The sequence below is a fragment of the Chitinophaga eiseniae genome, from assembly GCF_900167135.1.
In the GTDB taxonomy this organism is placed as follows: domain Bacteria; phylum Bacteroidota; class Bacteroidia; order Chitinophagales; family Chitinophagaceae; genus Chitinophaga; species Chitinophaga eiseniae.
Map to the genome: position 1 here is coordinate 1 of NZ_FUWZ01000006.1, position 25,966 is coordinate 25,966.

Sequence of the window (25,966 nt, forward strand, 5' to 3'; positions counted from 1 at the left end):
TCCAATGTCATTCGCGTCCCTTTTTTTACTATTTCCCAATCTCTTGTTACTGTTTCTCCGGTAGCTACAACCTCCCACCGGCGGCGTTTTACATATAAAGTAACCTTCTTTCTGCGGATAGGAAAATCCTGGACTGCAACGGGAGGAAGGAAGTCCTTGGCGTGAAGTTTTTTATGCTGATGCTCAGCGGGAACAATATTCTTTTCTTCTAAATAAATACTAATCTCAGTCTCATTTTGAGAAGCATCAGTTATCTCAAAATAATATAAAATCCCTTCTGGGAGCAGGGCCTCAATCAGAAGGCTAAAATTCTTATCCACGGCTATCAATCTTAATTGGACGCAAAAAAACTATTTTTTACGCTATCCCCCAACTTTTCAACTTGATCCTACAAATCGTACTTAATTAGAATTTGCATCTATTTTGCCTCTTTTTTGAAAATTTGTAAGCACAACAGGAAAATCTATTCTTTCCCAGATCTACCTCAGACTGACTCATAGCATTCCAAATCTCATTGACAAGATAGTAGGTGAGCAAACTTACGCTGATCTATCGTGTCTGTCGCTCTGCCCGTAGCCTTGCAGTTCTAGAGCGATCGCTTGTGGGGCCTCGCAAAAATCATCCAGTTTTACAATTTTGATAAGCAGATGATAAATATTTCGGTACAAAAAAACTGAAGAAAAATGAAACTGATTTATTATGTATATATTACTCTTAATCAACGATATGAAAGACTAAAAAAGCTTCTTCCTTTATGATTTTGAAATTCATTATCTCTTGAATTAATATAAGGCAGTTTGCTTTTGCAATTTTCATTGCTTTGTTAGGTTCTTTTTTACTCATAGCTAATAACTCTGGATCTCCCTTAACTATTTTTTCGGCCTCAGCATCGTCAATAAACAAAATTTCCAATTGAAGCTGGCTTTCGATGAAAACGGGATTTGTCCTTTGAAGATAATTCATCCCGCTACCCATATCTATTATCACGACAGAATCAGTAAAACCTGTATCGCTTATGCCGACAATGGGAATATGTTCCTTGTATATTCCGAAATACGAATAAGGATAAATGTCATCTTCACCGTTCGAACTTCGATAGTTTCCGGAATTATAAAGGTCTACTGACCATTTGGAAAATGATCTTCGGCCGACAAAAGCTACCGGATTTTTGAAATTACTTTTCTTGATCGCTTGCTCTAGGGCATCTGTGATTTTACTCTGATCGCTTCCCCGTCTTTTAAAGACTGTTGTAACTACGGATGTGAAAACTTTTTCAATAAGGACATTTACATTAGCCGCCCAATTAATGTTATAGATTTTCCTGGTCAAGGGTTCGTTGACAAACATCATTTTCCCATTCTGAAGATGCATTCTCGGAGGGCCTACCTGAAGCAGTTCTTCTTCTGGGTTTTGAACTACGGCATCGTAGTGTTTAAATACAGTGTAGAGGTTTCTGCTTCTTTTCCATTGGGAGACCATCAACTGTTTGAATTCATCCACTTTTTCGGGAGATACGGTTGCATTACTTAGTTGAAGGCTGTAATCCCATTTATCTAATATTTCTGCCTCTCGGAAGTATTCTAAGACACGTTGAGCGGCCATTGTCAATTCAAAAGGTCGCTTTTCATTCATAATCTTGAAATGAATCTTCGAATGCTTTTCCAATGTTTCTAGGGTCGACTTTGCAAAGTGTTTGATGTTATCAAAATCCAGGTGTGGTTTAAGGCTTTCAAAAGTTCTGTTGGAGTTTAAGAGTATGGCAATGATGCCCAATGAAAGGACATCACTTTCAGTTGGAAGCCTATAGGATTTCCCATCTTCTATTTCTTCAAGTCCCCAGATATAGCGTTGCCAGTATAGGAAACTATAGCTAATAGGTTCAAGAATATCTGACTTTACAGCATTGACAAACTTAAATCGATCCGGTAGCAGTCTTAAAAAAGTTTCATGTTTATAGCTTGTGTAGTTCCCATGGTAATAAAAAGGAAACAAATATCTGCAAGCAATAGCGTAGCGTAGGTTTTCGACCCTAGTTCTGAGTGCTTGTAATTGTTTGTTTCCTATAATGGCAAATTCATCATTTACAGGAGCTTCTTCGGATGCGAAGTCGCTGCTAGATTTGAAAGCCTCGTCTAATGAAATCCTTTCTGGTATTTGATCCAATTGGATCAGTACCTTCTCAATTGTTTTTGAGTCGTTCTCTTTTGCGGCCACTTCTAAAATTATAATGAAATCCTCCAGAATCCATTCGATCTGATTGTAAAAGGAGTATTTTTGTTCCTTTTGAGAAGAGAACCAGATTGGATAAACTGCCATTTCCTTCAGATTCATACTGTAGGATTCAGCAATTTTTTCTATTGACCTGCTGTTCCACTTAATACTATAAAGTTTTTCCAATATTGCCCCTGGTATTCCTGCAAAATAGGAGCGTAGTTCAGTTTTGTCAGATGACACTGCCGTGTTCCTTAATTCCCGCCAGGATGATTGTAACGTCCAATATTGTTCCATTGTACTGATGTTGCCCTGAGTAATGATTGCTTTGGAATGCCATTCAACCATGTGCCAGGACAGATTTTGCAGAAGAAGTGTGACTGGTTTGCGACGAAAGACGTCCTGGAGTGACTTCAAGTATTGATCAAGTAAGATGGTTTCTCCACTGCCTATGAGATTATGTATTTCAGCGTATATCTCATTGCCTATTTTGCTTAATTTTTTGGCCCCTTTGGAATCTTTAGATTCTCCTTCTTCGAGTAAGAGATAAGGTATGAGGCGGAGATAATCCTCGATTAGTAAACTGAAGTTTAAATAACGGAAGATGCGGGTGAAAACAATAAATCCAAATGTTATAAATATTACAAAAGTATACGCCATAATATTGAGTGATCGGATATAACGGAATTGGATCAAATCGCTCGATTCAGTAGTTGGTGTAACCAATTGAAGAATACCTAAAATGGAGATGCAAAAAAGCCCCCAATAAGTAAATAGAATAAAGTAGGTGTTTTTAAAAATGAATTCACTGATTGATATCCTTCTATTGATTAACTGTAAAATTGCCATAATGAATGCTGCAATGGCCACTACAGCACTTAGCGATCCGATAAAAGCGGAAAATAATCCCGAGGACAGCGTTTTAGCGGAATCAAGTGGTATATCCAAAATTTCCAAATATGATGGCGCTAAAAATAACCCAAACAGAAAGAAAAGCCCCAGCGATAATAGGCAACTGACTGCTGCCAGAGGACCTTTAATGAATCTTTCTTTAAACCAAAATAAAAAATAAGAAAGGCGCTTTTTTAGAAACAGGTGCTTTTGTCTAATTTTTTCTTTAAGAGTAAGAAAACGCTGTGGTATTTCACCCCCTAAAGAAATGAATTCTTTAATTGTTTTTTCTAGTAAAGAATTGAAATGGTTGTATAGTCTATTGAATGTGGAGCTTTGTGAATGTTTCATTTGTAGTCTTAGTAAGGTGTGATAGTTAGAGGTCTCTAAGATAGCTTTGAATAATCTTTGTGCCAACCGATCTGATTATCGTCTGGAATCAAATGAATCCAGCAGGTTGATGTGTTTTAATAAGTCTGAAATTTTCTCATATATTTCCGTTGAATGCCTACAAAGTCAAGATTCTGATCCTGGTTTTAGCCTGCCATCCGAGTTATACTATCCGCGCAGGAAGATCCGGCGGAGCAGTAAGTCCAATGGCACTCTTAGCTGGATGATTTCCCGGTTTAGATTTTTTAAATAGCCTTATTGTGCTTGTTGCTGCTTTACAGGCAAGAGAGCGGGCGGTCATTAATTCATGAGGCTCGTAAAAGGAATACTGAATTTTACGCCTCCTAAGTCTCTGGATTCTTTATCGAAGTTGAGATAATGTTTCCTTTGATAATATGGCTCGATATTAACTGTGGTATTGCCCTCCTTATCCTGCAGACCTATGATCAGGCCCACAGCGAAGGCATTACTCCAGGGTGTATTGTCCTCCGTTGACGACAGGAAGCTGGCCATAGTATATGAAAGATCCAGGCCAAGCTTTGATTTTTTCGATATTTTATGGAATACAATGAACTGCCCTCCGAAGTCAGGTCGTAACTTTGTTTTTATGTCAGCGTTCTTTATCTGATAAACATCCTTACTATCATCAATAATGATCGCAGAATCCCGTAGGGGCTTAATTTTTTTCCATTCGCTGGTGGTAAATATTTCAGAAAGTGTATGTTTGATGCCTATCTTAGCCCACAGGGAACCATAAAATTCCCAACCGTTGCTGAATATCCAATAACCGCTTCCAGATCCCTGGAGGGATGGATTGTATATGTTTTTCTCTATAGGCGATTTGTAACTAGCCGTATCACTGTCAGCAATCACATTCAAATTGTCAAAGGATAGAAAATTTACCGACCATTTAGACCAAACCAGTAATTTACTTGTCCATACTTTTTTGGTGAGGGTCGTTTCATAATCAGCTACTTTCTCTATATAAGCTTTTTTCACAGTGGTTTCAGATTCGGCGATATCTTTGAAGTCGATAGAATCGACAGTAGTGGCGAGGGTTCTGAATTTTTGCTTGAAGTCGTCTGCCAGATTAGTGTATAGTTGTGCGTAAATCGTCGAATCTGGTTTTCGTACAGGAGCTGTACTCCCTTGTGGCTCGAAGCGGTATCCAGCGAAATGAAGGAGCGTGGCGCTTACCCCAAGGGTAGCCTTAAATCTGTTCTTAAAATCAAAAATCTTATTGCCGCTGGTGGATGCGCTGGCATCCACCTGAAATATGGATTTAAAAGGCCCTTTCAACGGGTCTTTTTGGTGAATTAACGCGTAAGGTGTCACAGCCACTATTTGTTCCGACTCATTGAAGTCTACGGCAGCATATTGGCCGACTGTAGTCTTACTCTTATCGCCGGTCAGCAAGGTAGAGAAATCATTCTGCAATTGCCGTCTGAAGGTGTATTCAGACACCAATCGGTGAATTGGCTTACCGTTTTTACCAATTGAGTTGTTAATCCCCTTAATAAGGGAATCTTTCGTCTTAGACAAGATGGTATCGAATTCCAGCTTGGGCATTTTGATAATCTGTGCAGCGGCAGTTAGCTGTGTGCCTGCAGCCAGCAATAGAAACAGTACTTTTTTCATTTGATGGAGGTCGATTTTGGTTTGATAGGGAGATATTGAGGTTTGGTTATATATTGCAATATATTGATTGTTTTTTAAGTTAATATCCAAGGGAAAAGAATTCCTGGGACAAGATCAAGCCTATGCACGCTGTGAGGACATGTTGTTTTATTTTATGGCTGACGATAATCGCCACCACCACCTTTGCCGTCGGTTATCCTGTCAGATACCTCGGTATCGAAGACGGATTATCCAATAATGCCGTTACCTCGGTATACCAGGACCACAAAGGTTTTATGTGGATCGGTACCTACGATGGGTTGAACCGGTACGACGGGTACAGGTTTAAAATCTACAGAAATAAAATAGGTGACAGCACCTCTCTTGCGGACAATGGCATTTACACCATGGCGGACGATAGCCATCACCAGCTTTGGGTGGGCGGCCGGAGAGGAGTGAGCGTGTTTAATCCTGCCAGCGAAAAATTTTCTATGCCGGTATACCGGCCGGTAAATAGCGGTACATGGCATAAAGTCAATGAAAATATACATATCATCAAGGCGGATGAAAACGGGCTTGTGCTGGTGGGCACAGAAAAAAATGGTTTGCTGGTATTTGATAACAGCCTTTACAACGGCCGGCAGATGGCCATACATCAAAATGGTAAAACCATTACGGACTACGAAGTGACTGGTATCAGGTTTACCGGGAAATCCGCCTGGATATTTGTGCAGGATATTGGCCTGTGCAGGTATGAAGCCGGTCAGCTGGCATTGACGGTTATTTCCGCCGAAATTCCAAGGGCCAACTGCCTTAATATCGATAAGGCCGGTAACCTGCTGCTGGGAACAGATACCGGCGTGTTCCGGTACATCACCGCCACCAACAAATTTTCCAACAACGCTTTACCTGAAAACAGCAAGATCGTTCATTTGTATACCGACAGAGCAGGCGTCACCTGGTGCGCCTCCGATGGTAACGGTCTTTACCTGATAACCGGCGCTGATGTGCCGGCCCGTTCGTTTACTGGTCCGGGCAGCCGGGCGCAGTTAAGCAGCAATGCTGTATATTCCATTTATGAAGACCGCGAGGGCCGCAAATGGATAGGCACCTTGCGTGGCGGTATTAATATCGTAGAGCCCAGGCGTAACCCGTTTGAACTGAATGTGCTGAACCGCAGTCCCGACGCCAGGGCCATCGATAATTTTATTTTTTCCTTTTGTGAAGAAGATGAAAAAAATATCTGGATCGGCACCGATGGAGGAGGACTGAAACGCTGGAACAGAGAAACCGGCGTCATTACTTCCTACCATCATGACGCGCATCAGCCACAAGGTATCAGCAGCAATTTTGTTACGTCCATTATTCATGATGTACACCGCGACTTATGGATATCTACCTGGTTTGGCGGCGTAAACCGCTACCGCGCCGCCACGGGGAAGTTTGAACACTACACGTGTTTTAATCCGTATACCCGTACAGCGGAAAACAATGTATGGCTGGTGTATGAGGACCGGCAACAACAACTCTGGGCCAGTACTACCAACAACGGCACGCTGTATCGTTTTGATCCCCGCGAAAACCGCTTCGGCCTTTTCGACAGCAGCCTGGTCAACATACAGTGCCTGGCGGAAGACCGTGATGGCGAACTATGGGGAGGGAGTTATACTGCGCTTATCCGGATAGATAAAGCGCACCTGCACCACCGGCGTTTCGATATCGGTTATACGGTGCGGTCTATCTACCACGATAAAAAAAATAATTTCTGGGTAGGCACCGACGGGGGCGGCTTGCTCCGCTTTAACCGGCAAACAGGCGCCTATACCAGGTACACGATGACCGAAGGACTACCGAGCAATTCTATCCTCCGGATGCTGGAAGACAACAGCGGCAACATCTGGATCAGTACCTTCAACGGGCTTTCAAAATTTGACCCGGTAAAGAACACATTTCGCAATTTCTCCGCATCCGACGGTTTACAAAGCAATCAGTTCGGCTTCAACGCAGCGCTGGCATTGCGCTCGGGCGAGTTCGCCTTTGGCGGTATCAAAGGCTTCAATATCTTTTATCCTGACAGTGTGAACGCCACCACAGATATTCCGCCGGTATGGTTAACCGGTATCAGAATCAACCATACGCCGGTGACGGAACTGGACAGTTACGTATCCGGCAGAACACCGGAAGGCGAGGTGAAGGAAATGACCGTGCCCTACGACAAAGCCACCATCGCCTTCGATTTTGTGGCGCTGGAATATACCTTGCCTGATAAAATCAGCTACGCCTACAGGCTGCGGGGCTGGGATAACAACTGGAACTATGTAGGTCAAACCAGGACGGCCAACTATACCCACCTGCAGGAAGGACATTACACATTCGAAATAAAGGCCAGTAATGCCGACGGGTTCTGGAGCCCGGAAATACGCACGGTCTCCCTGGTCGTATTGCCGCCCTGGTACCGCACCTGGTGGGCCTGGCTGCTGTATATCAGCACCACGCTGGCGGCCATCTATCTGTATATCCGGTATAAAGCCCGTGAGGAGCGACTGAAATATGAAATCAAGCTGGCCTACCTCGAAAAGGAAAAAGAAAAAGAACTCAATGAAAAGAAACTGTCTTTCTTTACCAATATCTCCCATGAATTCCGGACACCGCTTACATTGATTATTAATCCGCTGAAAGAACTGCTGCATAAAAACGACCGGGACCTGGGGACCGTATACCGCAATGCAAGGCGCCTGCTTAGCCTGGTCGATCAGCTCCTGCTGTTCCGCAAGGCCGACCAGGGAGGCGAGCAGCTGAAGATTGCCCCTCTGGACATCGTAAGCCTTTGCCAGGAGGTGTATCTCTGCTTCTCCCAACAGGCAAAGATTAAAAATATTCAATATGACTTCAAGGCTGCCTCACCGGTGATAACGATATACGGAGACAGTGAGAAGCTTGAGATCGCCATTTTTAACCTGCTGTCCAACGCATTTAAATTTACCCCCGACAATGGTACCATCATATTTGAGGTAGACGAGGAGGCGGACTCGGTGACCATCGTGATCAAAGACAGCGGCTGCGGTATCGACAGTGGCGCCGGCGACCGGATCTTTGAAAAGTTCCGGCAGGCACAGGACCGCCAGGAATCACTACAGACGGGATTCGGAATCGGGCTCTATCTGGTAAAACACTTTATCGAAAAACATCACGGAAACATCCGTTACGAAAGCAAGATTAAAGAAGGTACCGCCTTCCGGCTCTCCCTGAAAAAGGGAAGCGCTCATTTTGCCGGCACCCTGCTGCTGGAAAACAGCAGGCATAAATCGGCCTTCCTGGAAGAGCTCAGCGCGGAAGTGAACCTGGAGCCCCGGGAAACTCCCGCCGTGGACGCAGATGTTCCTTCTACAACCATCACAGAAAAGAAGTCCATCCTTTTGATCGATGATCATGCCGAAATCAGGCAGTACCTCCGGCAGCTGTTCAAAGACAAGTTCGTGGTATATGAAGCAGACAACGGCATCAATGGCTTTTCCGCAGTGGAACGTTACATGCCCGACCTCGTGATCAGCGACATCCAGATGGAGGGAATGGACGGGGTGGCATTATGCGTGAAGATCAAACAGACGGACACCATCAGTCATATTCCGGTGATCCTGCTAACCGGCACCTCCGCCGCAGATACCCGCCTCAGGGGCCTGGAAAGCGGCGCCGATGATTACATCACCAAGCCGTTCGACAACGACCTGCTGATGGCAAAGGTCAATAACATCATCAGGAACAGAAACCTGCTGCAGCAGTACTTTTTTGACCGGATCACCCTCAAAAACACTAATATCCGGGTGCCGGCGGAATACCAGGACTTCCTGAAACGTTGCATCGAAATCATAGAAGACAACCTGGAAGACGAAACCTTCTCCATTAAAAAGTTCACCCTGGAAATAGGCATGAGCCATTCCAGCCTGTACAAGAAAGTAAAATCCATCTCCGGGCAAACCATCAATTCCTTTATCCGGTCTATCCGGCTCCGGAAAGCGGCAGTTCTCCTGCTCAGGGAAAACTACTCCATTACCCAGGCAGCCATGCAGGTAGGCATAGGAGATATTAAATATTTTCGTGAACAGTTCGTGAAGTTGTTTGGAATGAATCCCTCCAGTTACGTCAAAAAATACCGGCACTCCTTTAACCGGGACTTTAATATCACAGAAGGCCAGGAGGAGGCATAATGGTCCTCTATTCGCCACCATATTGACTTTGAGCGCAGGGGGCAATATTTGCCCCCTGTGATAATTTACGATTTTACCCCTCTTTTTAAATGATTTACCCCCTCTGGCATCTGTGTACCTCATATTACATTGCGGTCATCATAAGGGGCTGGAAATGAAACAGTCCAATCAACCAAAATTGTTTCGCCGGCATTCCGATTCACTCATTTAAATGCTACGTTATGAAAAAACTTCCATCCGGAACGGACCGTGGATTATTTGTCCCTTTACGGAGCCAACCAGTTTTTATCTGCTTACTTTTTCTTCCCCTGTTATTATTGGCCGGAGCCATTCAGGCGCAACAGGCCGTTGTAACAGGCACGGTATCGGCCGATAACGCCCCCGTTCCTGGTGTCACAGTCCGCGTAAAGAATAAAACAGGGGGGGCATTGACCGACGGTGACGGAAAATTCAGTATCAGCGCCGCCATCGGTGATACCCTGTTATTTAATCATATGTCATATAATGAGCAACGTATAGCCGTAAAAGGGGGAGCACCCCTGCGGATCGTACTGACAGCCCTCAGTAAAACAGTGAATGAAGTGGTGGTGGTAGGATACGGTACCCAGAAGAAAGCCACCCTCACCGGCTCCATTTCTGTGGTGAAGGGCGCTGATATTGTGCAAAGCCCGCAGCCCAACGTGTCCAATGCGCTGACCGGCCGCTTCTCCGGCGTTATTGCCAATAACCGCTCCGGCGAGCCCGGCTACGACGGCTCCACTGTTACCATCCGTGGCCTGGCCACCACCGGCAACAACGACGTACTGATCGTGGTGGACGGGGTGCCAGGGCAGATCGGAGGCCTCGAACGCCTCGATCCGAACGACATCGAAAGCATTTCAGTCCTGAAAGACGCCTCCGCAGCGGTCTATGGCAGCCGGGCGGCCAATGGCGTGATGCTCATTACCACCAAAAGAGGCAAAACAGGCAAACCTGTTATCAACTATAGCTTCAACCAGGGGTTTTCTTCTCCCACCAGGTTGCCTAAAATGGCCGATGCCTATACCTACGGCCAGATCATGAACGAAATACGCTATTATAATAATAGCGCCGGTGGCATGAACCAGTTCTACACCGAAGAGCAATTACAGAAGTTCAGAGACGGCTCCGATCCGGTAAATTATCCTAACACCGACTGGCAGAAAGCCACCCTGAGGAAAACAACCACCCAGCAACAGCACAGCCTGTCTGTAAATGGCGGCGGGGAAAACGTACGGTATTATGTCTCCCTGGGGATGATCGGGCAAAATGGCCTGTATAAAAACGGCGCCACCCAATACCACCAGTACAATTTCAGGTCCAACATCGACGCCGACATTACTAAACGGCTGAAAGTAAGCCTGTACCTGTCCGGCCGCCAGGAAGACCGCCAGTATCCCACCACCTCGGCAGGAGATATCTTCCGCGGCATTTACCGCGCTTACCCGACGGTGCTGGACAGATATCCCAACGGCCTGCCAACCACCGGCATCGAAAACAATAACCCGGTGATGCAGGTAACAGATGCCGGCGGTCTCGCCCGCAATCCTGTCCAGGTGTTTAACGGCATCCTGAAAGGCTCCTACGCTATTCCCGGTGTAGAAGGGCTGTCACTGGATGGTTTCCTCTCGGCCGATAAAGCCTGGAATTTTGCCAAGACTTTCGCCACCCCCTATAAGGAATATACCTTCGACGCAGCCACCAACACCTATTTGCCGAAGATAGTAGGAGGCTCCAACGGAAAAGCGTCACTGGTACAGCAACAACGGAATATGTCCCTGCTCACGACCAACATCAAACTGAATTATGCCCGCCGTTTTGGCGCCCACGATATCAGTGCATTGGTAGGATATGAGCAAAGCAGAAACATGGTAGATACCTTCAGCGCCGGCCGTATCAATTTCCCAACCCCGCTCACCCCGGAATTGTCACAGGGCGGCGCTGCGGCGACTGACAGGACCAATTTCGGCAGCAGCTACAACTTCACCCGGAAAAGTTATTTCGGAAGAATCGCGTACAATTACCTGGAAAAATACCTGCTGGAAGTACAGGCCCGTGTGGACGGGTCCTCCACTTTCCCGGAAGGCAAACAATATGGCTTCTTTCCTTCCGTGTCTGCCGGCTGGGTGGTGTCCAAAGAATCCTGGTTTGAGCCGGTGGCCTTCATCAATAACCTGAAGCTCCGTGGTTCCTATGGTACGCTGGGGAATGATAATGTGGGATTGTTCCAGTACTTCGACAATTATTCTTTTTATAACCAGTATGTGCTCAACGGGCAAATGCAGAGTGGCATCGACCTGGTAAAACTGGCCAATCCCAATATAACCTGGGAAGTGGCCCGGAAAATGGACCTGGGGCTGAATGCTACGCTCTTCGAACACTTCTCCCTGGAGTTCATCTATTTCCAGCAACACCGCATGAAAATATTAACACCACGGACCTCTCTGACACAGACTTCCGGTATCGTGAATCCCTTTGACAAAAACAATCCGCTGGTGCCCGCAGAAAATATCGGGAAGGTCAACAGCCAGGGGATTGAAGCTACCCTGGGATACGACAATACCACCGATGGCGGCTTCCACTACAACGTTTCGGGTAACGTAACCTATGCCAAAAACAAAATCATCTTCAAAGACGAAGCAGTGGGCACCTTGCCGTATCAACGGGAAACCGGCGGCCCCATGAATACTTACCTGTTGTACAATGCGATCGGTATTTTCAGAAACGCCGACGACCTGGCCAAATACCCGCATCTGCCCAATGCCAAGCCCGGCGACCTGATTTATGAAGACTATAACGGTGATAAGCAGATCACGGCCGATGATATGGTAAGAACTAAATATGGCAACATCCCTGAGATCACCTATGGCATCAACCTGGCTGCCGATTACAAAGGATTTGACCTGTCGGTATTGTTTGCCGGGCAAACACATGTTAGTCAATATGTACTTCCTGAATCCGGTACTATCGGCAACTTCTACAGCAGCTGGGCGGACAACCGCTGGAGCCCTTCCAACCCGGAAGGTTCTTATCCGCGGGTAGATGAACGCGCTTCCTCCTCTGTCAATGGCGGCCTCCGGCCCAATACTTTCTGGCTGAACAATGCCGCCTTCCTCCGTCTGAAAAACATCTCTCTCGGCTATACCATTCAGTCAGCTGTCCTGTCACGCGCCAGGATAGCAGGCCTTCGCGTATATGCCAATGCCTTTAACCTTTTCACCATCACCAAAGTAAAAGACTACGATCCGGAAGGCTTCAGCAGCAGCGGACAGTTTTATCCGCAACAGCGCATTGTGAACCTCGGTGTAAATGTTAAGTTCTAACACACAAAAACCAAATCATGAAAACGAAAAATATCGTATACGGAGTAGCGTTAGTGGCGGCAGGCTTGTTTTCCGCCTGCCAGAAAGATTTTCTCAATGTGACGCCCACTGATAAAATACTGGGAGACGCCATACTGGCTGATTCGGCTTTGTTTGAAAACTACGTGATCAACCGCTACCTGAGCATCCGGCTGCAGGACAAAGAAGGGGAGGGCAGTAACCCCGGATTTGGAAGAGGATTTGAATATGGCCTGTGGAGCTCTATCACAGATGAATCTATTTACAACAACGACGATAATACATGGGTAGTGCAGCAAGGGCAGCTGGCGCCCGAAAATATGGGCATCACCGGCACCATCTGGGGAAGAAGCTACCGTAGCATCCGGGAATGCAACTATGGGATCAATAATATTGACAGCGTTGTCATGAGTACTGCGCACCGCAAACGACTGAAGGCTGAACTGCGTTTTATCCGCGCCTACCGCTATCATGACCTGATCCGCAATTACGGCGGCGTCGTTATGATGGGAGACCGGGAATACAGCTTACAGGACAATCTCAACGATCCTGCTTTGTTCAACAGGGCTACTTTACAGCAGTCAATGGACTATGCTGTCGCTGAACTGACAGCAGCTGCGGCAGATCTTCCGGCCGATAATAACAGCACCGACTGGCTGCCCGGCAGGGCCACCCAGGGAGCCGCGCTGGCGCTGAAAGCCCGCCTGCTGTTATATGCCGCCAGTCCGCTCTACAATGCAGGCACCTGGCAGGCAGCGGCCGATGCGGCCAAAGCAGTGATGTCACTCGCTAAATACAACATCGCGCCGGACTATACGCAGCTGTTCCTGAACAACAATAACAACGAAATCATCTTTGCGCGGCAGTTTGCCATAGGCGCCCGCCACGTATGCCTCGAAATCTCCAACGGCCCCAACAGCTATGGCGGATGGGCGGGTAATACGCCTTTGCAGAACATGGTGGATGCCTATGAAATGAGCAACGGTAAACCTATTACGGACCCCGCTTCTGGTTATGATCCGCAAAATCCCTATGTAAACCGGGACCCCCGTTTCTATGCTACTATTCTCTATAACGGCGCCTCCTACAGGGGATCTGTGATACAAACCTATACTCCCGGCGGTAAGGACAGTAAAGATGGACCATCCAACTGGAATGCTTCCAAAACAGGCTATTACCTGCGCAAATTCATGGACGATAAAAACCCGATCGACAATCCCTGGGATGTAGCCGGTTTACAGCCATGGATTTATATCCGTTACGCAGAAGTATTGCTGAACTACGCAGAAGCGCAAAATGAAGCCGCAGGCCCGGACGCCAGCGTGTACAATGCTGTTAACCAGGTCCGGCAGCGTGCCAGCGTTCATCAGCCGGCATTAACGCCCGGGTTGACCAAAGACCAGATGCGCGACGCCATCAGGAGAGAAAGACAGGTGGAGCTGGCCTATGAGGAACATCGTTTCTATGACGTCCGCAGATGGAAAGTGGCTAACGTTACAGAAAATATACCGGCTTACGGCATCAGCATTACGCGTAACAACAACGGCAGCTACACTTACGCCCGCAAAGTAGCGTTAGACAACCGCCTGTTTAAGGAAGCCAATTACTGGCTGCCTGTTCCAAGAGCAGATATCCTGGCGTCCAACGCTACCCTGAAGCAAAACCCGGGCTACTAGGCCTCCGCATAATATAACAACGACAAGCCTGCTGTGAGGTAGTAATATCGTTGCGCGCGATTTGGAAAATAATCAGCAACTATTTTACTACTTTACAGGCTTGCCATCGTACTGCTTAATCAAAAGAAGCCTTGCATACCCTGCGGCTTTGCGTGCAACCGCTTATGATGAACATGAAAAAAATAACAGGCGCCTTGCTGGGCTGTATGGTCCTTCAGCAGGGCATATCCCAGCATCATCCGGTAATACGGGTAAATATCGACCTCGCAGTGAAGGCACAGACCATTCACAATTTTGCGGCATCCGATGCCTGGTCCTGCCAGTTTACCGGCACCTGGCCGGATGATAAAAGAAACCAGCTGGCCGACTGGCTGTTTAGCAGCGATACCACGGCAGACGGCCAACCCAAAGGCATCGGTTTATCCATGTGGCGGTTTAATATAGGCGCCGGTAGCGCCGGTCAGGGCGATGCCAGCGGTATCCGCGACGAATGGCGCCGTGCTGACTGTTTTTTAGGTACAGACCATCAGTACGACTGGCAGCAGGCTGCCGGCCAGGTATGGTTCCTGAATGCCGCCAAAGCAAGGGGCGTACAGCAGTTTCTCGGCTTCCTGAACAGCCCGCCGGTCACTTTTACCCGCAATGGTAAGGCGTTTGCCGACAAAGGACAATGTAACCTGTCACCCGAAAAATACTCCGCCGTCGCCGGTTTTCTGAAAGACGTAGTACTGGGCGTTAAGCGGTTGACCGGCATTACCTTCGATTTTGTAAGTCCTGTGAACGAGCCTCAGTGGGATTGGAGCGATGGCGGCCAGGAAGGTTGTCCTTATAACAACGAACAAATTTACGGTCTTGTAAAATCGATCGACCAAACGTTTCACCAATATCAGCTCCCCACGCGGATTTTAATACCCGAAGCCGGTAAACTCAATTATCTCTACGCGGGGGAAGACAAGCCCGCCAAAGGTACACAGACGGCGGCTTTCTTTGACCCGCACAGTCCCACCTACCTGGGCGATAGATCGCATGTATACAAGGCGGTAGCCGGACACAGTTATTTCACTACCTCTCCGCAGGATACGGCCGTGGCTATACGTAAAAAGCTGTATGCCGCACTGCAGGGCATTCCTTTCTGGCAGTCAGAATATTGTATATTGGGCGATAACGCCGGGGAGATGAATGGCAGTAAGGTGGACCTAGGTATGGATGCTGCGCTGTATGTGGCAAGGGTGATCCATACCGACCTTACCGTCGCCAATGCCGCATCCTGGCAATGGTGGCTGGCCATATCACCCTATGATTATAAAGATGGTTTGATTTATATAGATAAAAATAAAGCAGGTGGTCAGGTACGCGATACTAAAATGTTATGGGTACTGGGTAACTATAGCCGCTTTGTACGACCCGGTGCCCAAAGGGTAGCGGTGCAGTGGAAAGGAGATGACACCACGCGGGATATCTGCCTGTCGGCCTACAGGAATAAAGACAATACCCTCGCTTTGGTGATTGTCAACAGCGGCGCGGCCGATGCAGCCATCGAGGTGCGGGGTAAAGGTGTGCCTCATGGAGGTATGCGCAGCTATACCACCAATACAAAAAGCAACCTGCGGCCGGGTAACGTAAACGGTCGTACGCTGATAGTGCCGGCGCGCGCTGTCGTAACAGTAACACAACAATTAAATATCTATAAACAGTAACCAATGAAAAAAATCAGCGTTATAATATGTATAATATTATACTGCCTGCAGCTCAGCGCGCAACATACTTTTCAGCTGGGGGACTCCACCTTTTTGCTGGACGGGAAACCGTTTCAGATGATATCCGGTGAAATCCATTATCTGCGCGTGCCCCGCGAATCATGGCGTGACAGGATAAAGATGGCCAAAGCCATGGGATTGAATACCATCGGTACCTATGTCTTCTGGAACATGCATGAGCCGGAACAGGGGCAGTACAATTTCTCCGGCAACAACGATGTGGCCGCCTTTGTAAAAATATGCCAGGAAGAAGGGATGTGGGTGATCCTGCGCCCCAGTCCTTATGCCTGTGCCGAGTGGGAATTCGGTGGCTACCCGTATTGGTTGCAGGAAATTAAAGGACTGGAGGTAAGAAGTAAAGAACCACAGTACCTGAAGGCCTATAATGATTATATTAAGGCGGTAGGTAAACAACTGGCGCCTCTGCAGATCAACCACGGCGGCAATATCCTGATGGTGCAGGTGGAAAACGAATACGGCTCCTATTCCAACGATAAGTCTTATCTGGAGATCAATCGCAAAATGTTCGCAGATGCGGGCTTCGACGGACTGCTGTATACCTGTGATCCTGCCGCGGACGTGGCCAAAGGCCACTTACCGGGCTTGCTGCCGGCAGTGAACGGTGTAGACGATCCCGAAAAAGTGAAACAACTGGTCAGAGAAAACCACAACGGGAAAGGACCTTTCTATATCGCAGAATGGTATCCCGCCTGGTTCGACTCCTGGGGTGAGAAACACCATACCGTCCCCTACAAAGACTTCCTTACCCGTTTGGACCGTGTGCTGGCTGCTGGTATCTCCATCAATATGTACATGTTCCACGGAGGTACCACCCGTGGTTACATGAACGGCGCCAACTACAGCGATGCTGCTCCCTATTCGCCACAGATCAGCAGTTACGACTATGATGCACCGCTGGATGAAGCCGGCAACGCCACGCCTAAATTCATGGAGTTCAGAAAAGTGATCGCCCGGCATCTGGCGCCGGGAGCGAGCTTGCCGGAAGTGCCGGCTAAAAAACCGGTGATAACAACACCCGTCATTACTTTTGAACGCAGCTGTGCGATGTTCAGCCAATTGCCCGCTGCCGTAAAAAGCGTACAGCCGTTAACGTTCGAAGACCTGAAACAGGCCTATGGTTTTGTGTTATATCGTACCACACTCAAAGGCGGTACCAGCGGTACCTTAAAAATCAAAGACCTCCGTGATTACGGACTGGTGTTCGTCAACGGGAAAAGAGTGGCTGTTCTCGACAGGCGCCTGAAACAGGATAGTACGACCATCACCCTGCCTGCGGGTAAAGTAACGCTGGAGATCCTGGTCGAAAACCTCGGACGTATCAACTTCGGTCCTTATCTTCTGAAAAACAGGAAGGGAATAGATGGACAGGTACTGTTTAACGGGCAGGCCATTCAGCAGTGGCAACAATTCAAACTGCCGTATGAACAGCAACCGGTAATTAAACCTTCAACAGTAGTAGCAGACGCGCCGGTGCTGAAGGAGGGTAGTTTTACATTGAGCAGCAAAGGCGATACCTACCTGGATATGAGCAAATGGGGAAAAGGCGTAGTGTGGATCAATGGTCATCATCTGGGCCGTTACTGGCAGGTAGGCCCACAGCAAACGCTGTATGTGCCTGCGGAATGGCTGAAAACAGGCAGAAATAAAATTACCGTACTCGAATTGATTAAACCTGGTGAAAACCAGGTACAGGGATTGGACCATCCGATACTGGACGTATTACAGTAGTTTATTCATAACGATAGCAACATAAAGAGGTTGGTTCGACGAGCGAATCAACCTCTTTTTTTTATACGTTTAATTTAATCCACACGCCGCTGAACTGATAGTTGACCGTCGGTCCGCTCGGAAGCGTAAAACTGATCTGTGTCAGGGGAAGAGGGCCATTGTTGTTAAGGGTGTAAGGTCCCACATAGCCGTAGGCGGAGTCATACAGTTCCGTTTCGTTGAGCGCAATGGTGTGGTTTAAATTCTCCACCACTACCAGGTGTGCTTCTTTGGGGCCGGGTTTTTGGGTATAGTTCACAGGCCCGTTAACAAGTCCGTACGCCGGTTGTGTGGTGATCAGGTCGATCTCTGTCGCCAGCAGGTCTGTGCCTGCGCCCACATTTGTCACCTGTATATGCTGCAGGATACCGGCGGCGTTGTTATTGTAATACACGATGATGTTGTTGACTGCCAGCCCAAACTGTCTGGCCACAAAAGCCAGCGCCGACGGCGGGTTGTAATCATTTACCGGCGCCTGGTACCGGTAGGTGGCCGTAGGCGTGGGCGCCAGCAGGTTGAGCAGCAGATTACCGGTTATCTGGTAAATACGCTGGGCAAGCGCGGCAGGCCCGGGCGCAGTATAACGCTGTGCAAGGTTGCCGGTATTCAGAATGTCGGGGAGCGTGGCGCTGCCCAGATGGGTTAAGGCAGCGGACAGTGCGAAGGCGCCACAGCTGTTGGTAGTGGTTTGCTGTACGCCATGATAAGCATTAAAAGCCATAAGATAAGGTTTTAGTTGTTAGAGAAATTTGATGATATAATACACGTAGACATTTTTAGCTCTTGTTTCTGTGCTGGTGCGTACATTGCCCGGAGGCGCCATGCTGTCGGTGGGATTGCCGGTGAGGCTGTCACCTGCAGTGATGGGACTTCCCGTACCACTGCTGCCGATGGGCACGGGCGGTTTCCCTGGTTCTTTGTAGATATGCTGATGTGATTGCAGGGCATCTTCCTGTATAGAGCCTACTTCACTGCTGGTATTGCCGTTGGCCAGCTTCCTGCTGCCAGCGTCAGGATCACGGGCACTGCCCATATCGGTCATGCGAAAGAAATACCCCCGGTAGTCAGGGACTGAAAATTCATCGTCTTTCTCGTCACCGGTGTTATACTGCTTCCCCAGTACATGATACAGGATGGGATACTCCTGCTGTGATAAGGTCCGGCCGTCGCAAAGCATCCAGCCATACGTATTGACCATGCTCTCAAAATCTGCCGGCTGAGCATATTGTTCCGTTATCTTCCCCGCAAAGGCCATCACGGCTCCGGGTGGGACACAGGAAGGCATTACCGGCAAATGGCCGGGATACAAAGGCGCTGGTATCATTGTGTTACGGATGATGGGGTGAAGTGAATTCCGGGAGCTCGCTGCTTTCCTGCACCACCTGCATCGCGGTAGGCAAGGCTATCTCCCAGGTGTACTCGATCTTCGTATAAGGGTCATCGTTATAAGCTGATTTCAGGTGCGCGGCTATCCGGGTGTCTGTGGAATTGACAGGCACAAAAGGATATGGCGCAGGCCATATGATACCGGACGACAGGTAGTACAACAGCTGGAAGTTGAAGGAGGGCCGCACCGGCAGCAGTACCCGTGCCCGCTGTGCCTGCAGGAAAGGTCGCAGCGAATCGTCGCGGCCCTGCAGGGCGTAACTGAAAATGGAGGGGCTGTCGTCAAAGAACCACGTCATCTCATCCCATTCCAACGCCTCGCGTAGAAACTGATAGTAGCGGGGCTCGTTGATTTGAAAGGTTGCTGAGGCGGGGTCGCCGACTTTAACGTAGAACACCTGCATCAGTAAGGCGGCACAGCGGCGGTGAAGCGCTGACCTTTCGGTATTGCGCAGCAACTCCGGGTTACTCTGTTCGCCTTCACCGGCAAGCCTGCTGAGCGTACTAATGTAAACGGATAAACGTTTTTGCCATGCTTCGTTGATCTGGCGGTACACCTGCGCTTTCCATTCGTTCATTTTCTCTTCGGTGACGCTGCATTTAATGCGGACGTTGAGCGTAAAGTCATTGGGCTTATAAGGAGGGGCGTCGGGCGTATTGGGCCCGATAACGGAAACAGGCAGCTGACCTTTCTCGCCGTCCATGTCCAGCGTTTGCGTGCGGACGGTATCTGTCAGTTCAAAAAGGGCGCTGCCCACAATACCGCTCACAGACCTTACCGGTGCTCCGCTGGCGATGATCCCCGTTACCGTAGCCTGTACGGCAAAATAGTGGTCGGGTATGGCGGCATACTTCTCCGTTTCTCCCGGGCTCAGTATCACAGCGGCATAGGTATAGGGTTCCGGCGGCTGCCGGATAATGTCTATCTGGTAATAACTCAGCAACTGCGCGTAATTGGCAGCTGTAATGTCCGTGTAAGTCCTGATGCCCATTTCCGCCGGCGACAGCGGCGCCTGCAGGTCTGTCGCGTTCAGCGATTGCTGCGATTGGATATATTCCCGCGCTGGTTGTTCTATGCTCAGCTCCAGCAAAAAACGATGCCCGTAGTTTTCCACCGATACACGGTATATTTTATTCAGCCACCGGTAGATCCCCCTGAAGTGACCGTCGCCATGACGGTTATCAAACAGGCTGCTGGTCACTGATTCGTGCTCGTTGTACTTACTGAAAGACCGGGTCCTGGTAACGTTCTCGCTGATACGGTTTACGGTGCTGTTCAGGATACGGCTCACAAACCCGCTGTCTGACTGTATGCCATCACTGTCAGGTTTCAGGGTGGACGACCATTTGCCGTTAAGCACCGCCTGTGTGGGCGGACCATAGGTGGTGGTGAAATTATCGTAGCTGGTGCTTTGTGTAAAGCCGGCCAGCGTTTTCTTCGCTTCCAGCAGCAGGTCGTTGCTTACCTGCTGGTATCTGCTGAGGTTGTCCGTGTTTTCGGAAGATCTTTCACTGACTTTTTCTTCATCGCTGCTCAGTTGCCGCTGCATGATTTTTTTCTGCTCGCCCTTCATTACATTCTGAATGCCGGCAATTTCCCCGGGCTGGTAGCGCAGCAAACGATAGCGGGACATTTTAAGTTGCCCGATGGCATAAGGCGCTATCCAGCTGTTGTCTTTGGGCAGCGTAGCGGTAGCATAAGGTGGTAGCGGAAATATCTCCGGAGGCAGTATCACGTTGGCGTGCAGCAGGCTGCTGATGCCGGCGCTGGTAAGTTCCCGCGGCGGCTGTGTGCTGTATTGTGTTTCCAGCACGTTGCAGATCAGCAGTATCTTATTGACCGCAAGGGCGAAAGATTCATTGAAGCCCGTGATGATGGCGAGCGCAAAATAATTCTGCCATAACTGGTCAATGATGGGCAGCCAGGAACTGGTGTCCATGCCTGCGCTGATATCGTCATCTCCTTCGCAGTAGTCCGCCATCTTCACCCATTCGTCATACAGGTCGGGAAAGCTGTTGAACGGTGCAGGCACCTGTTGCAGGCTCCCGTAGTACTGGCCGGTGAAAGGAGCATCGTCCTGGAGAAACTGTATGCACAGCTGCTCCATGGCTTTACGGTCTTTTTGCGGCGCTATAGCTGCCAGCTGACTGTAGAGCGAACCGGCGCCGGTATGTGCCGGATCGTAGGAAAAGAAATGCAGCCAGCTGTCTGCCGGGACCTCCTCCGGCCATGGCTGCACGTTGATATAAGGGAAAAGCGGAGCATCTATAGCGGTCTGTGGCGGTAAGTCGCCCGTGTTTTCGTCATCATCCGGTGGTGGCGGAGGCGCCGGTGGTAGCTGCCGGAATAAAGCGAGGGTGCCGTCGAAATGATGCTGCAGCGCCGGATTTTCATTATATCCGTAATACAGGTTGCCGTTGAGTATGACTTCCTTTTCTTTCACTGTCAGCATCAGCTGGCCTTTTATCCGGAACGCGTCGGTACCTGAGTACTGCACTTCCCGCTGCTGCCGGGCGCTGATATATCCGGCAATTACGGGTACCGGTGCGTCTACGGGGTAGTGAAATTCGTATTTTACCACCGGTACTCCTTTGGGGGAAAGCTCTCCGTCTAAAGCAAGCAGCTCAGACACCACCTTGAACGTGTTATTGATAATAGTCGTCTCAACCATCGCTTACAGTTTGAAAGGTGAAAGGAAGCCCCACCCCGTTTCACTCGGCTGTTGGCGTTGGAAGCGGGAATGGGGCGTAACGGTTATGCATACAGGATATTCTGCAAAGTGAATTCAAAAGGAGTGGAGGTAGGGCCGGGGCCGCCGCCGGTCATTACGATGTCTGCGCTGGCAATGCCAAATAATGACAACTCCGTGTTGATCTGCTGGAGGATGGCGCTGTTGATCAGCTGACCTTCCACTACCTGTGAAACCACGCCTATCCAGATAGTAGGTCTGAACTGGAAGGTCGCTTTCTGGCCTGGTGCAATCGATGTTTTGGTGGCCAGCAGTTTTCCGTCACGGTATACGTTGGCGTTCACGGCGCCCTGGTCCAGCGCATTCAGCACTTCCACTTCATTCTGGCTGCTGGACTGGCCGGCGTATTTCAGGATGTCGCCGGAAGGATCTCTTACTACCTGGAATTGCTGACCGTTTTCCGCTGTCTTCAGCGGGCTGTAGTTGCCCCAGCTGTCACTGGCGGAAACTGACATCGCCATTGGGTAAGAGAAGGGATGGTTCCAGCCCTGTCCAAGGTTTTTAACTACCTGCCAGGCAACACACAGCTCATTGAAAGAAGAGGCTTCGTTGCGCTGGAAAATAACGATGCTGGAGTTGTTGCGGTCATTAGACCGGTTGATAAGGTTTAACCTGATGTCTGCCATAAATAAGCGTTTTAAGGATAATTGAAAAGGGTTGTCTGAAGTGTATCACCGGTGATGTGAAGTAAAGGTAGGACCGTCATGGCCCCGGTTTGGCGCGCATGGCATAAGCGCGCTGTTGATGGGAATAAGTGGTGGGATTTAAGGTATAAGCGAAAAAAGGAATGCAGATTAATCTTATATTTGTTCAACTCAATTGCCATAATCTTTTTCGAAACTCAATTACCATTCATCTTTTTCAAACTATCCTCTATGAGCCAGATTGCTCCGCTCTCTTTTGTGACCATTAAAAACCAGGAAAAGAAACTGTTTGGGACCGGGCTGGCCGAAAGGCTGTCTACAGAACCGCTGGTGGCGGTTTACCCGGATGCGGAATTCCCAAATATGTACCACCTGGTAATGAGCCTGTATATTCCGGACGGACAAGAACCGGAGATCAATGATAACTTCGATGATATGAGAGAAGAGGAGACGGAGGCCGGGCGCTTGTGGGTACGGCAGATCATTATTGACTACCGGAGAAACGAGGCGGAGGACCATACCTGGTCACTGTGGAAGGTCATCATCGATTACGCGGTAAAAGGTGATCAGGCCCAGGCGATCCGCGTAATGTACCGGATCGGGGACCCGGAAACATCCAGGGGTACCGTTACTACCGTAAAGAGACCCGCATAGGTGTTGCATGAAACGGTTCTTTGCTGTTCCTGTTGTCGCTCTTCTCTGGGCGGCACAGTTGCTGGCATCGCCGGGTCCTGCACCCGGTCCGATATATAGCCTACTGCGGCAGCGATGCAGTATTTGCTCGCATAAGCCCTCCGATTCCGCCAGCCTGATTTTATATAGCCAATACCCGGCGCCTTACCTGGTCCACTTTCACAACAGCCATGTATCGTTGCGGAACAGGGACCCGGACAATGCCTACCGGTATATCCTGAAAACACTGGAAGACATTGACAACGCGCCAACACATCCTCTTTACCCTTACGCTTTTTTTCTACGTGCCGGCATACAGTATAACAGACAACTATACAACGAAGCGCTGCAGGATTTTCTCCGGCTCAGCGGTACCAAAGGCCTGGACCCGCAGCTGCTGGCAGCCTGCTATATCAATATAGCGGAGATCAACCTCGAATTACGGCACTTCAGAAGGGCGCTGCAATATTTCAATAAATGGGAAAGCCGCTTTATGCCGCTGGCAGATCTGCAGGTCAGAAAAAGCGTCTGCCATAATATAGGGCTCTGCTTCTTTCACATGGGGAAGTTTAAGGAAGCAGAAAAATACCTGTTGCAAAGCATGGACATGGAGAGGCAGCTGAAAGACACCACCGGCCTGGCCATTTCCAACATGGACATCGGCAACCTGTATTACGAACAGTACCTCGACAGCAAAGCGATCCCGTATTTTGAGGCAGGTCTGCGCTTTGCCCGGAAGTCCGGCGACCTGGCCGTACGCAGAAATGCCTATCGTAACATGGCGGTGGTGGAAGAAAACAGGAAAAGATATTACGACGCATTGCAGTACCGTAAGCATTACGAAACGCTGCAGGACAGCATCTGGAACCGGGACCATATCTGGGAGATGGCGAAACTGGAGAAAAAACTGGCCGTGGAAAAAAGAGAGCTGGCGATCAGGGTACTGGAACAACAGGCCGGCCTGCAGTCAGCAGCATTGTCTGCCCAACGCTGGCAACGGAATACATTGCTGGTGGCGGTACTGGCGCTGATGTGCCTGTCTGCCCTGGCGGGGTATGCCTACCGGCAACAGAAAAGGAATACGCGTATCGTGGCTGAACAGCGGGAAACGCTGCATGTGCTGAATGAAACGAAAGACCGCCTGTTTTCCATCGTGGCGCATGACCTGCGGTCACCGGTATACCGGATGAAAATCAGCCTCGGAAGACTGAGAAAAGCCATACAGCAGTCCCATAACGAAGAAGCGGATGTGCTGGCCTCCAGCAACGAAAAAATCGCAGGCAGCACCTACGCGCTGCTCGATAACCTGTTGCACTGGGCGCTCAGCCAGACAGGACAGCTGTTCTTCCGTAAAGAGAAACTGCACCTCCGCAGCGTAATCAACCAGATCTGCTTTGATCTGCTGCCAATAGCGGAAGACAAAAATATCGTCGTCCACCGGTCTATACCGGAACCGGTGTTTTTCATCGCCGATCTGAACACTTTCCGGATCATGGTGCGCAATATCATCGATAACGCGATCAAATACACGCCGGCAGGAGGCGTTATCACCATCTCCGCGGCAATGCAAACCACCGGCTGCCAGCTGACGGTCAGCGATACAGGCGTAGGGATGGACCAACAGCTGCTGCACGCATTTATGACAGATAACCACGTGAGAAACCAAACGGATACCGACGGAAGACAAAGCACCGGACTGGGCCTCTGGCTCTGTAAAACACTGGCGGAAAGAAATGGCGCACAAATGCTGATTTCTGCCCGGCAGGGGATAGGCACCACCGTAACGATTTTTCTTCAAACGGAAGCATCATGAAAGGAGTGAAAATATTGATCATCGAAGATGACCGGCAGGATGCAAGCCTGCTGGAAGGTATGTTGCGGGACCATGGGTACGAGGTAGGCGGTATCGCCACCTCGTTGCCGGAAGCGTTGCAACTCTTCCATGTGCAACAACCCGACCTGGTGATCATCGATATCTTTTTACATGGGAAAAAAGACGGCCTCGTCTTCGCGGAACAGATCAGTAACGATGAAGATACCCGTAAACCCTTTATTTTTCTTACCAGCGCGGCAGATCGCATCACCTTTGAGGCGGCCAAGCTGACCGCACCGTTCAGCTACCTGCTGAAACCCTTTAATGAGCTGGAACTGGAGTACGCCATTGAACTGGCTGTGGAGAAGTTTACTGGCGCTCCCGCAGGCATGTTCGCCATGGAGGAAAAGAATACCATCATGCTGCAGGATATCTTTTTTGTTAAAAGAGGAAACGTGCTGGCCAAAATATCACTGGATGATATACAGTATATCGAAGTAGAAGGGAAGTACAGTAAAATCGTTTGCAGCAAAGACAAATACCTGGTGCAGCAGCCGCTGAAACTTATACTGGACCGGCTGCCGGCCATCCGTTTCGTCAGGGTACACCGCAATTATATTGTCAATATCCGCGAAGTGGCAAAGGTAAACCTGACAGATAATGAAATTGTGCTGGAAGACGGACGCTCCCTGCTTTTCAGCCGTCGCTACTTCGACGACTTTATGCGCGCGTTTGATGTGCTCCGGTAAGAATGGTTGTCAGTGGGATAACTTGTGGTGCAGGTTCTCTTTCCGCTTTTTCCAGGTG

Annotated in this window: 14 protein-coding genes and 2 pseudogenes; 9 read left to right on the forward strand and 7 right to left on the reverse strand. The window is 49.0% G+C overall.

Annotated features, from left to right (window positions below; all coding sequences use genetic code 11):
- The 3 genes from B5D63_RS28965 to B5D63_RS28975 form a co-directional block, all read right to left on the reverse strand.
- On the reverse strand, window positions 1-320 hold a 320-nt coding region (locus B5D63_RS28965; RefSeq protein WP_235021649.1), incomplete at its 3' end, for an ISAon1 family transposase N-terminal region protein.
- 394 nt (window positions 321-714) lie between these two features.
- Complete coding sequence (locus B5D63_RS28970) at window positions 715-3,453, reverse strand: hypothetical protein (protein ID WP_078672376.1); 2,739 nt, start codon at window positions 3,451-3,453, stop codon at window positions 715-717.
- A gap of 339 nt (window positions 3,454-3,792) precedes the next feature.
- Window positions 3,793-5,130, reverse strand: a complete 1,338-nt coding sequence (locus B5D63_RS28975; RefSeq protein ID WP_078672377.1) for a hypothetical protein — start codon at window positions 5,128-5,130, stop codon at window positions 3,793-3,795.
- A 122-nt stretch (window positions 5,131-5,252) separates the two neighbouring features.
- On the opposite strand from B5D63_RS28975, the pseudogene B5D63_RS35845 reads away from it, so the two are divergent.
- The 6 genes and pseudogenes from B5D63_RS35845 to B5D63_RS29000 form a co-directional block, all read left to right on the forward strand.
- Window positions 5,253-6,218 (forward strand): annotated as a pseudogene (locus B5D63_RS35845) (ligand-binding sensor domain-containing protein); the annotation flags it as partial.
- Between the two features lie 744 nt (window positions 6,219-6,962).
- Window positions 6,963-9,314, forward strand: a pseudogene (locus B5D63_RS35850) (response regulator); the annotation flags it as partial.
- Between the two features lie 221 nt (window positions 9,315-9,535).
- Window positions 9,536-12,655 (forward strand): SusC/RagA family TonB-linked outer membrane protein, encoded by a 3,120-nt coding sequence (locus B5D63_RS28985; protein ID WP_078672379.1) that lies wholly within the window; start codon window positions 9,536-9,538, stop codon window positions 12,653-12,655.
- A 17-nt stretch (window positions 12,656-12,672) separates the two neighbouring features.
- Window positions 12,673-14,349: a RagB/SusD family nutrient uptake outer membrane protein gene (locus B5D63_RS28990; protein ID WP_078672380.1), complete on the forward strand. Its 1,677-nt coding sequence runs from the start codon at window positions 12,673-12,675 to the stop codon at window positions 14,347-14,349.
- Window positions 14,350-14,522: 173 nt separating this feature from the next.
- Window positions 14,523-16,046 carry a glycoside hydrolase gene (locus B5D63_RS28995; RefSeq protein ID WP_159456208.1) on the forward strand — a complete coding sequence of 508 codons (1,524 nt, stop codon included), beginning with the start codon at window positions 14,523-14,525 and terminating at the stop codon, window positions 16,044-16,046.
- A gap of 3 nt (window positions 16,047-16,049) precedes the next feature.
- Window positions 16,050-17,855: a glycoside hydrolase family 35 protein gene (locus B5D63_RS29000; protein ID WP_078672382.1), complete on the forward strand. Its 1,806-nt coding sequence runs from the start codon at window positions 16,050-16,052 to the stop codon at window positions 17,853-17,855.
- Window positions 17,856-17,916: 61 nt separating this feature from the next.
- Here B5D63_RS29000 and B5D63_RS29005 read toward each other — a convergent pair whose 3' ends face one another.
- The 4 genes from B5D63_RS29005 to B5D63_RS29020 all read right to left on the reverse strand — a co-directional run bounded on the left by B5D63_RS29005 (window position 17,917) and on the right by B5D63_RS29020 (window position 22,656).
- Window positions 17,917-18,615: a T3SS effector IpaJ family cysteine protease gene (locus tag B5D63_RS29005; RefSeq protein ID WP_078672383.1), complete on the reverse strand. Its 699-nt coding sequence runs from the start codon at window positions 18,613-18,615 to the stop codon at window positions 17,917-17,919.
- 18 nt (window positions 18,616-18,633) lie between these two features.
- On the reverse strand, window positions 18,634-19,218 hold the full coding sequence (locus B5D63_RS29010) for a phage tail protein (RefSeq protein ID WP_143313171.1): 585 nt from the start codon (window positions 19,216-19,218) through the stop codon (window positions 18,634-18,636).
- A gap of 4 nt (window positions 19,219-19,222) precedes the next feature.
- The gene (locus B5D63_RS29015; RefSeq protein ID WP_078672384.1) at window positions 19,223-21,952 is read right to left on the reverse strand and encodes a hypothetical protein; all 2,730 of its coding nucleotides are present in this window, start codon (window positions 21,950-21,952) and stop codon (window positions 19,223-19,225) included.
- Window positions 21,953-22,035: 83 nt separating this feature from the next.
- Window positions 22,036-22,656, reverse strand: a complete 621-nt coding sequence (locus B5D63_RS29020) for a hypothetical protein (protein ID WP_078672385.1) — start codon at window positions 22,654-22,656, stop codon at window positions 22,036-22,038.
- Window positions 22,657-22,905: 249 nt separating this feature from the next.
- On the opposite strand from B5D63_RS29020, the gene B5D63_RS29025 reads away from it, so the two are divergent.
- The 3 genes from B5D63_RS29025 to B5D63_RS29035 are packed head-to-tail and all read left to right on the forward strand — an operon-like array spanning window position 22,906 to window position 25,908.
- Window positions 22,906-23,328: a hypothetical protein gene (locus tag B5D63_RS29025; RefSeq protein ID WP_078672386.1), complete on the forward strand. Its 423-nt coding sequence runs from the start codon at window positions 22,906-22,908 to the stop codon at window positions 23,326-23,328.
- A 7-nt stretch (window positions 23,329-23,335) separates the two neighbouring features.
- Entirely contained in the window at window positions 23,336-25,159 is a 1,824-nt protein-coding gene (locus tag B5D63_RS29030; protein WP_078672387.1) for an ATP-binding protein, read from the forward strand.
- Window positions 25,156-25,908 carry a LytR/AlgR family response regulator transcription factor gene (locus B5D63_RS29035; RefSeq protein WP_078672388.1) on the forward strand — a complete coding sequence of 251 codons (753 nt, stop codon included), beginning with the start codon at window positions 25,156-25,158 and terminating at the stop codon, window positions 25,906-25,908. Before B5D63_RS29030 ends, B5D63_RS29035 begins: the two co-directional genes overlap by 4 nt.
- The last annotated feature ends 58 nt before the right edge of the window (window positions 25,909-25,966 follow it).

Bases quoted from the DNA above. Each gene is read 5' to 3' on its own strand.
- B5D63_RS28970 (WP_078672376.1), bottom strand. From the start codon at position 3,453: ATGAAACATTCACAAAGCTCCACATTCAATAGACTATACAACCATTTC.
- B5D63_RS28975 (WP_078672377.1), bottom strand. From the start codon at position 5,130: ATGAAAAAAGTACTGTTTCTATTGCTGGCTGCAGGCACACAGCTAACT.
- B5D63_RS28985 (WP_078672379.1), top strand. From the start codon at position 9,536: ATGAAAAAACTTCCATCCGGAACGGACCGTGGATTATTTGTCCCTTTA.
- B5D63_RS28990 (WP_078672380.1), top strand. From the start codon at position 12,673: ATGAAAACGAAAAATATCGTATACGGAGTAGCGTTAGTGGCGGCAGGC.
- B5D63_RS28995 (WP_159456208.1), top strand. From the start codon at position 14,523: ATGAAAAAAATAACAGGCGCCTTGCTGGGCTGTATGGTCCTTCAGCAG.
- B5D63_RS29000 (WP_078672382.1), top strand. From the start codon at position 16,050: ATGAAAAAAATCAGCGTTATAATATGTATAATATTATACTGCCTGCAG.
- B5D63_RS29005 (WP_078672383.1), bottom strand. From the start codon at position 18,615: ATGGCTTTTAATGCTTATCATGGCGTACAGCAAACCACTACCAACAGC.
- B5D63_RS29010 (WP_143313171.1), bottom strand. From the start codon at position 19,218: ATGATACCAGCGCCTTTGTATCCCGGCCATTTGCCGGTAATGCCTTCC.
- B5D63_RS29015 (WP_078672384.1), bottom strand. From the start codon at position 21,952: ATGGTTGAGACGACTATTATCAATAACACGTTCAAGGTGGTGTCTGAG.
- B5D63_RS29020 (WP_078672385.1), bottom strand. From the start codon at position 22,656: ATGGCAGACATCAGGTTAAACCTTATCAACCGGTCTAATGACCGCAAC.
- B5D63_RS29025 (WP_078672386.1), top strand. From the start codon at position 22,906: ATGAGCCAGATTGCTCCGCTCTCTTTTGTGACCATTAAAAACCAGGAA.
- B5D63_RS29030 (WP_078672387.1), top strand. From the start codon at position 23,336: ATGAAACGGTTCTTTGCTGTTCCTGTTGTCGCTCTTCTCTGGGCGGCA.
- B5D63_RS29035 (WP_078672388.1), top strand. From the start codon at position 25,156: ATGAAAGGAGTGAAAATATTGATCATCGAAGATGACCGGCAGGATGCA.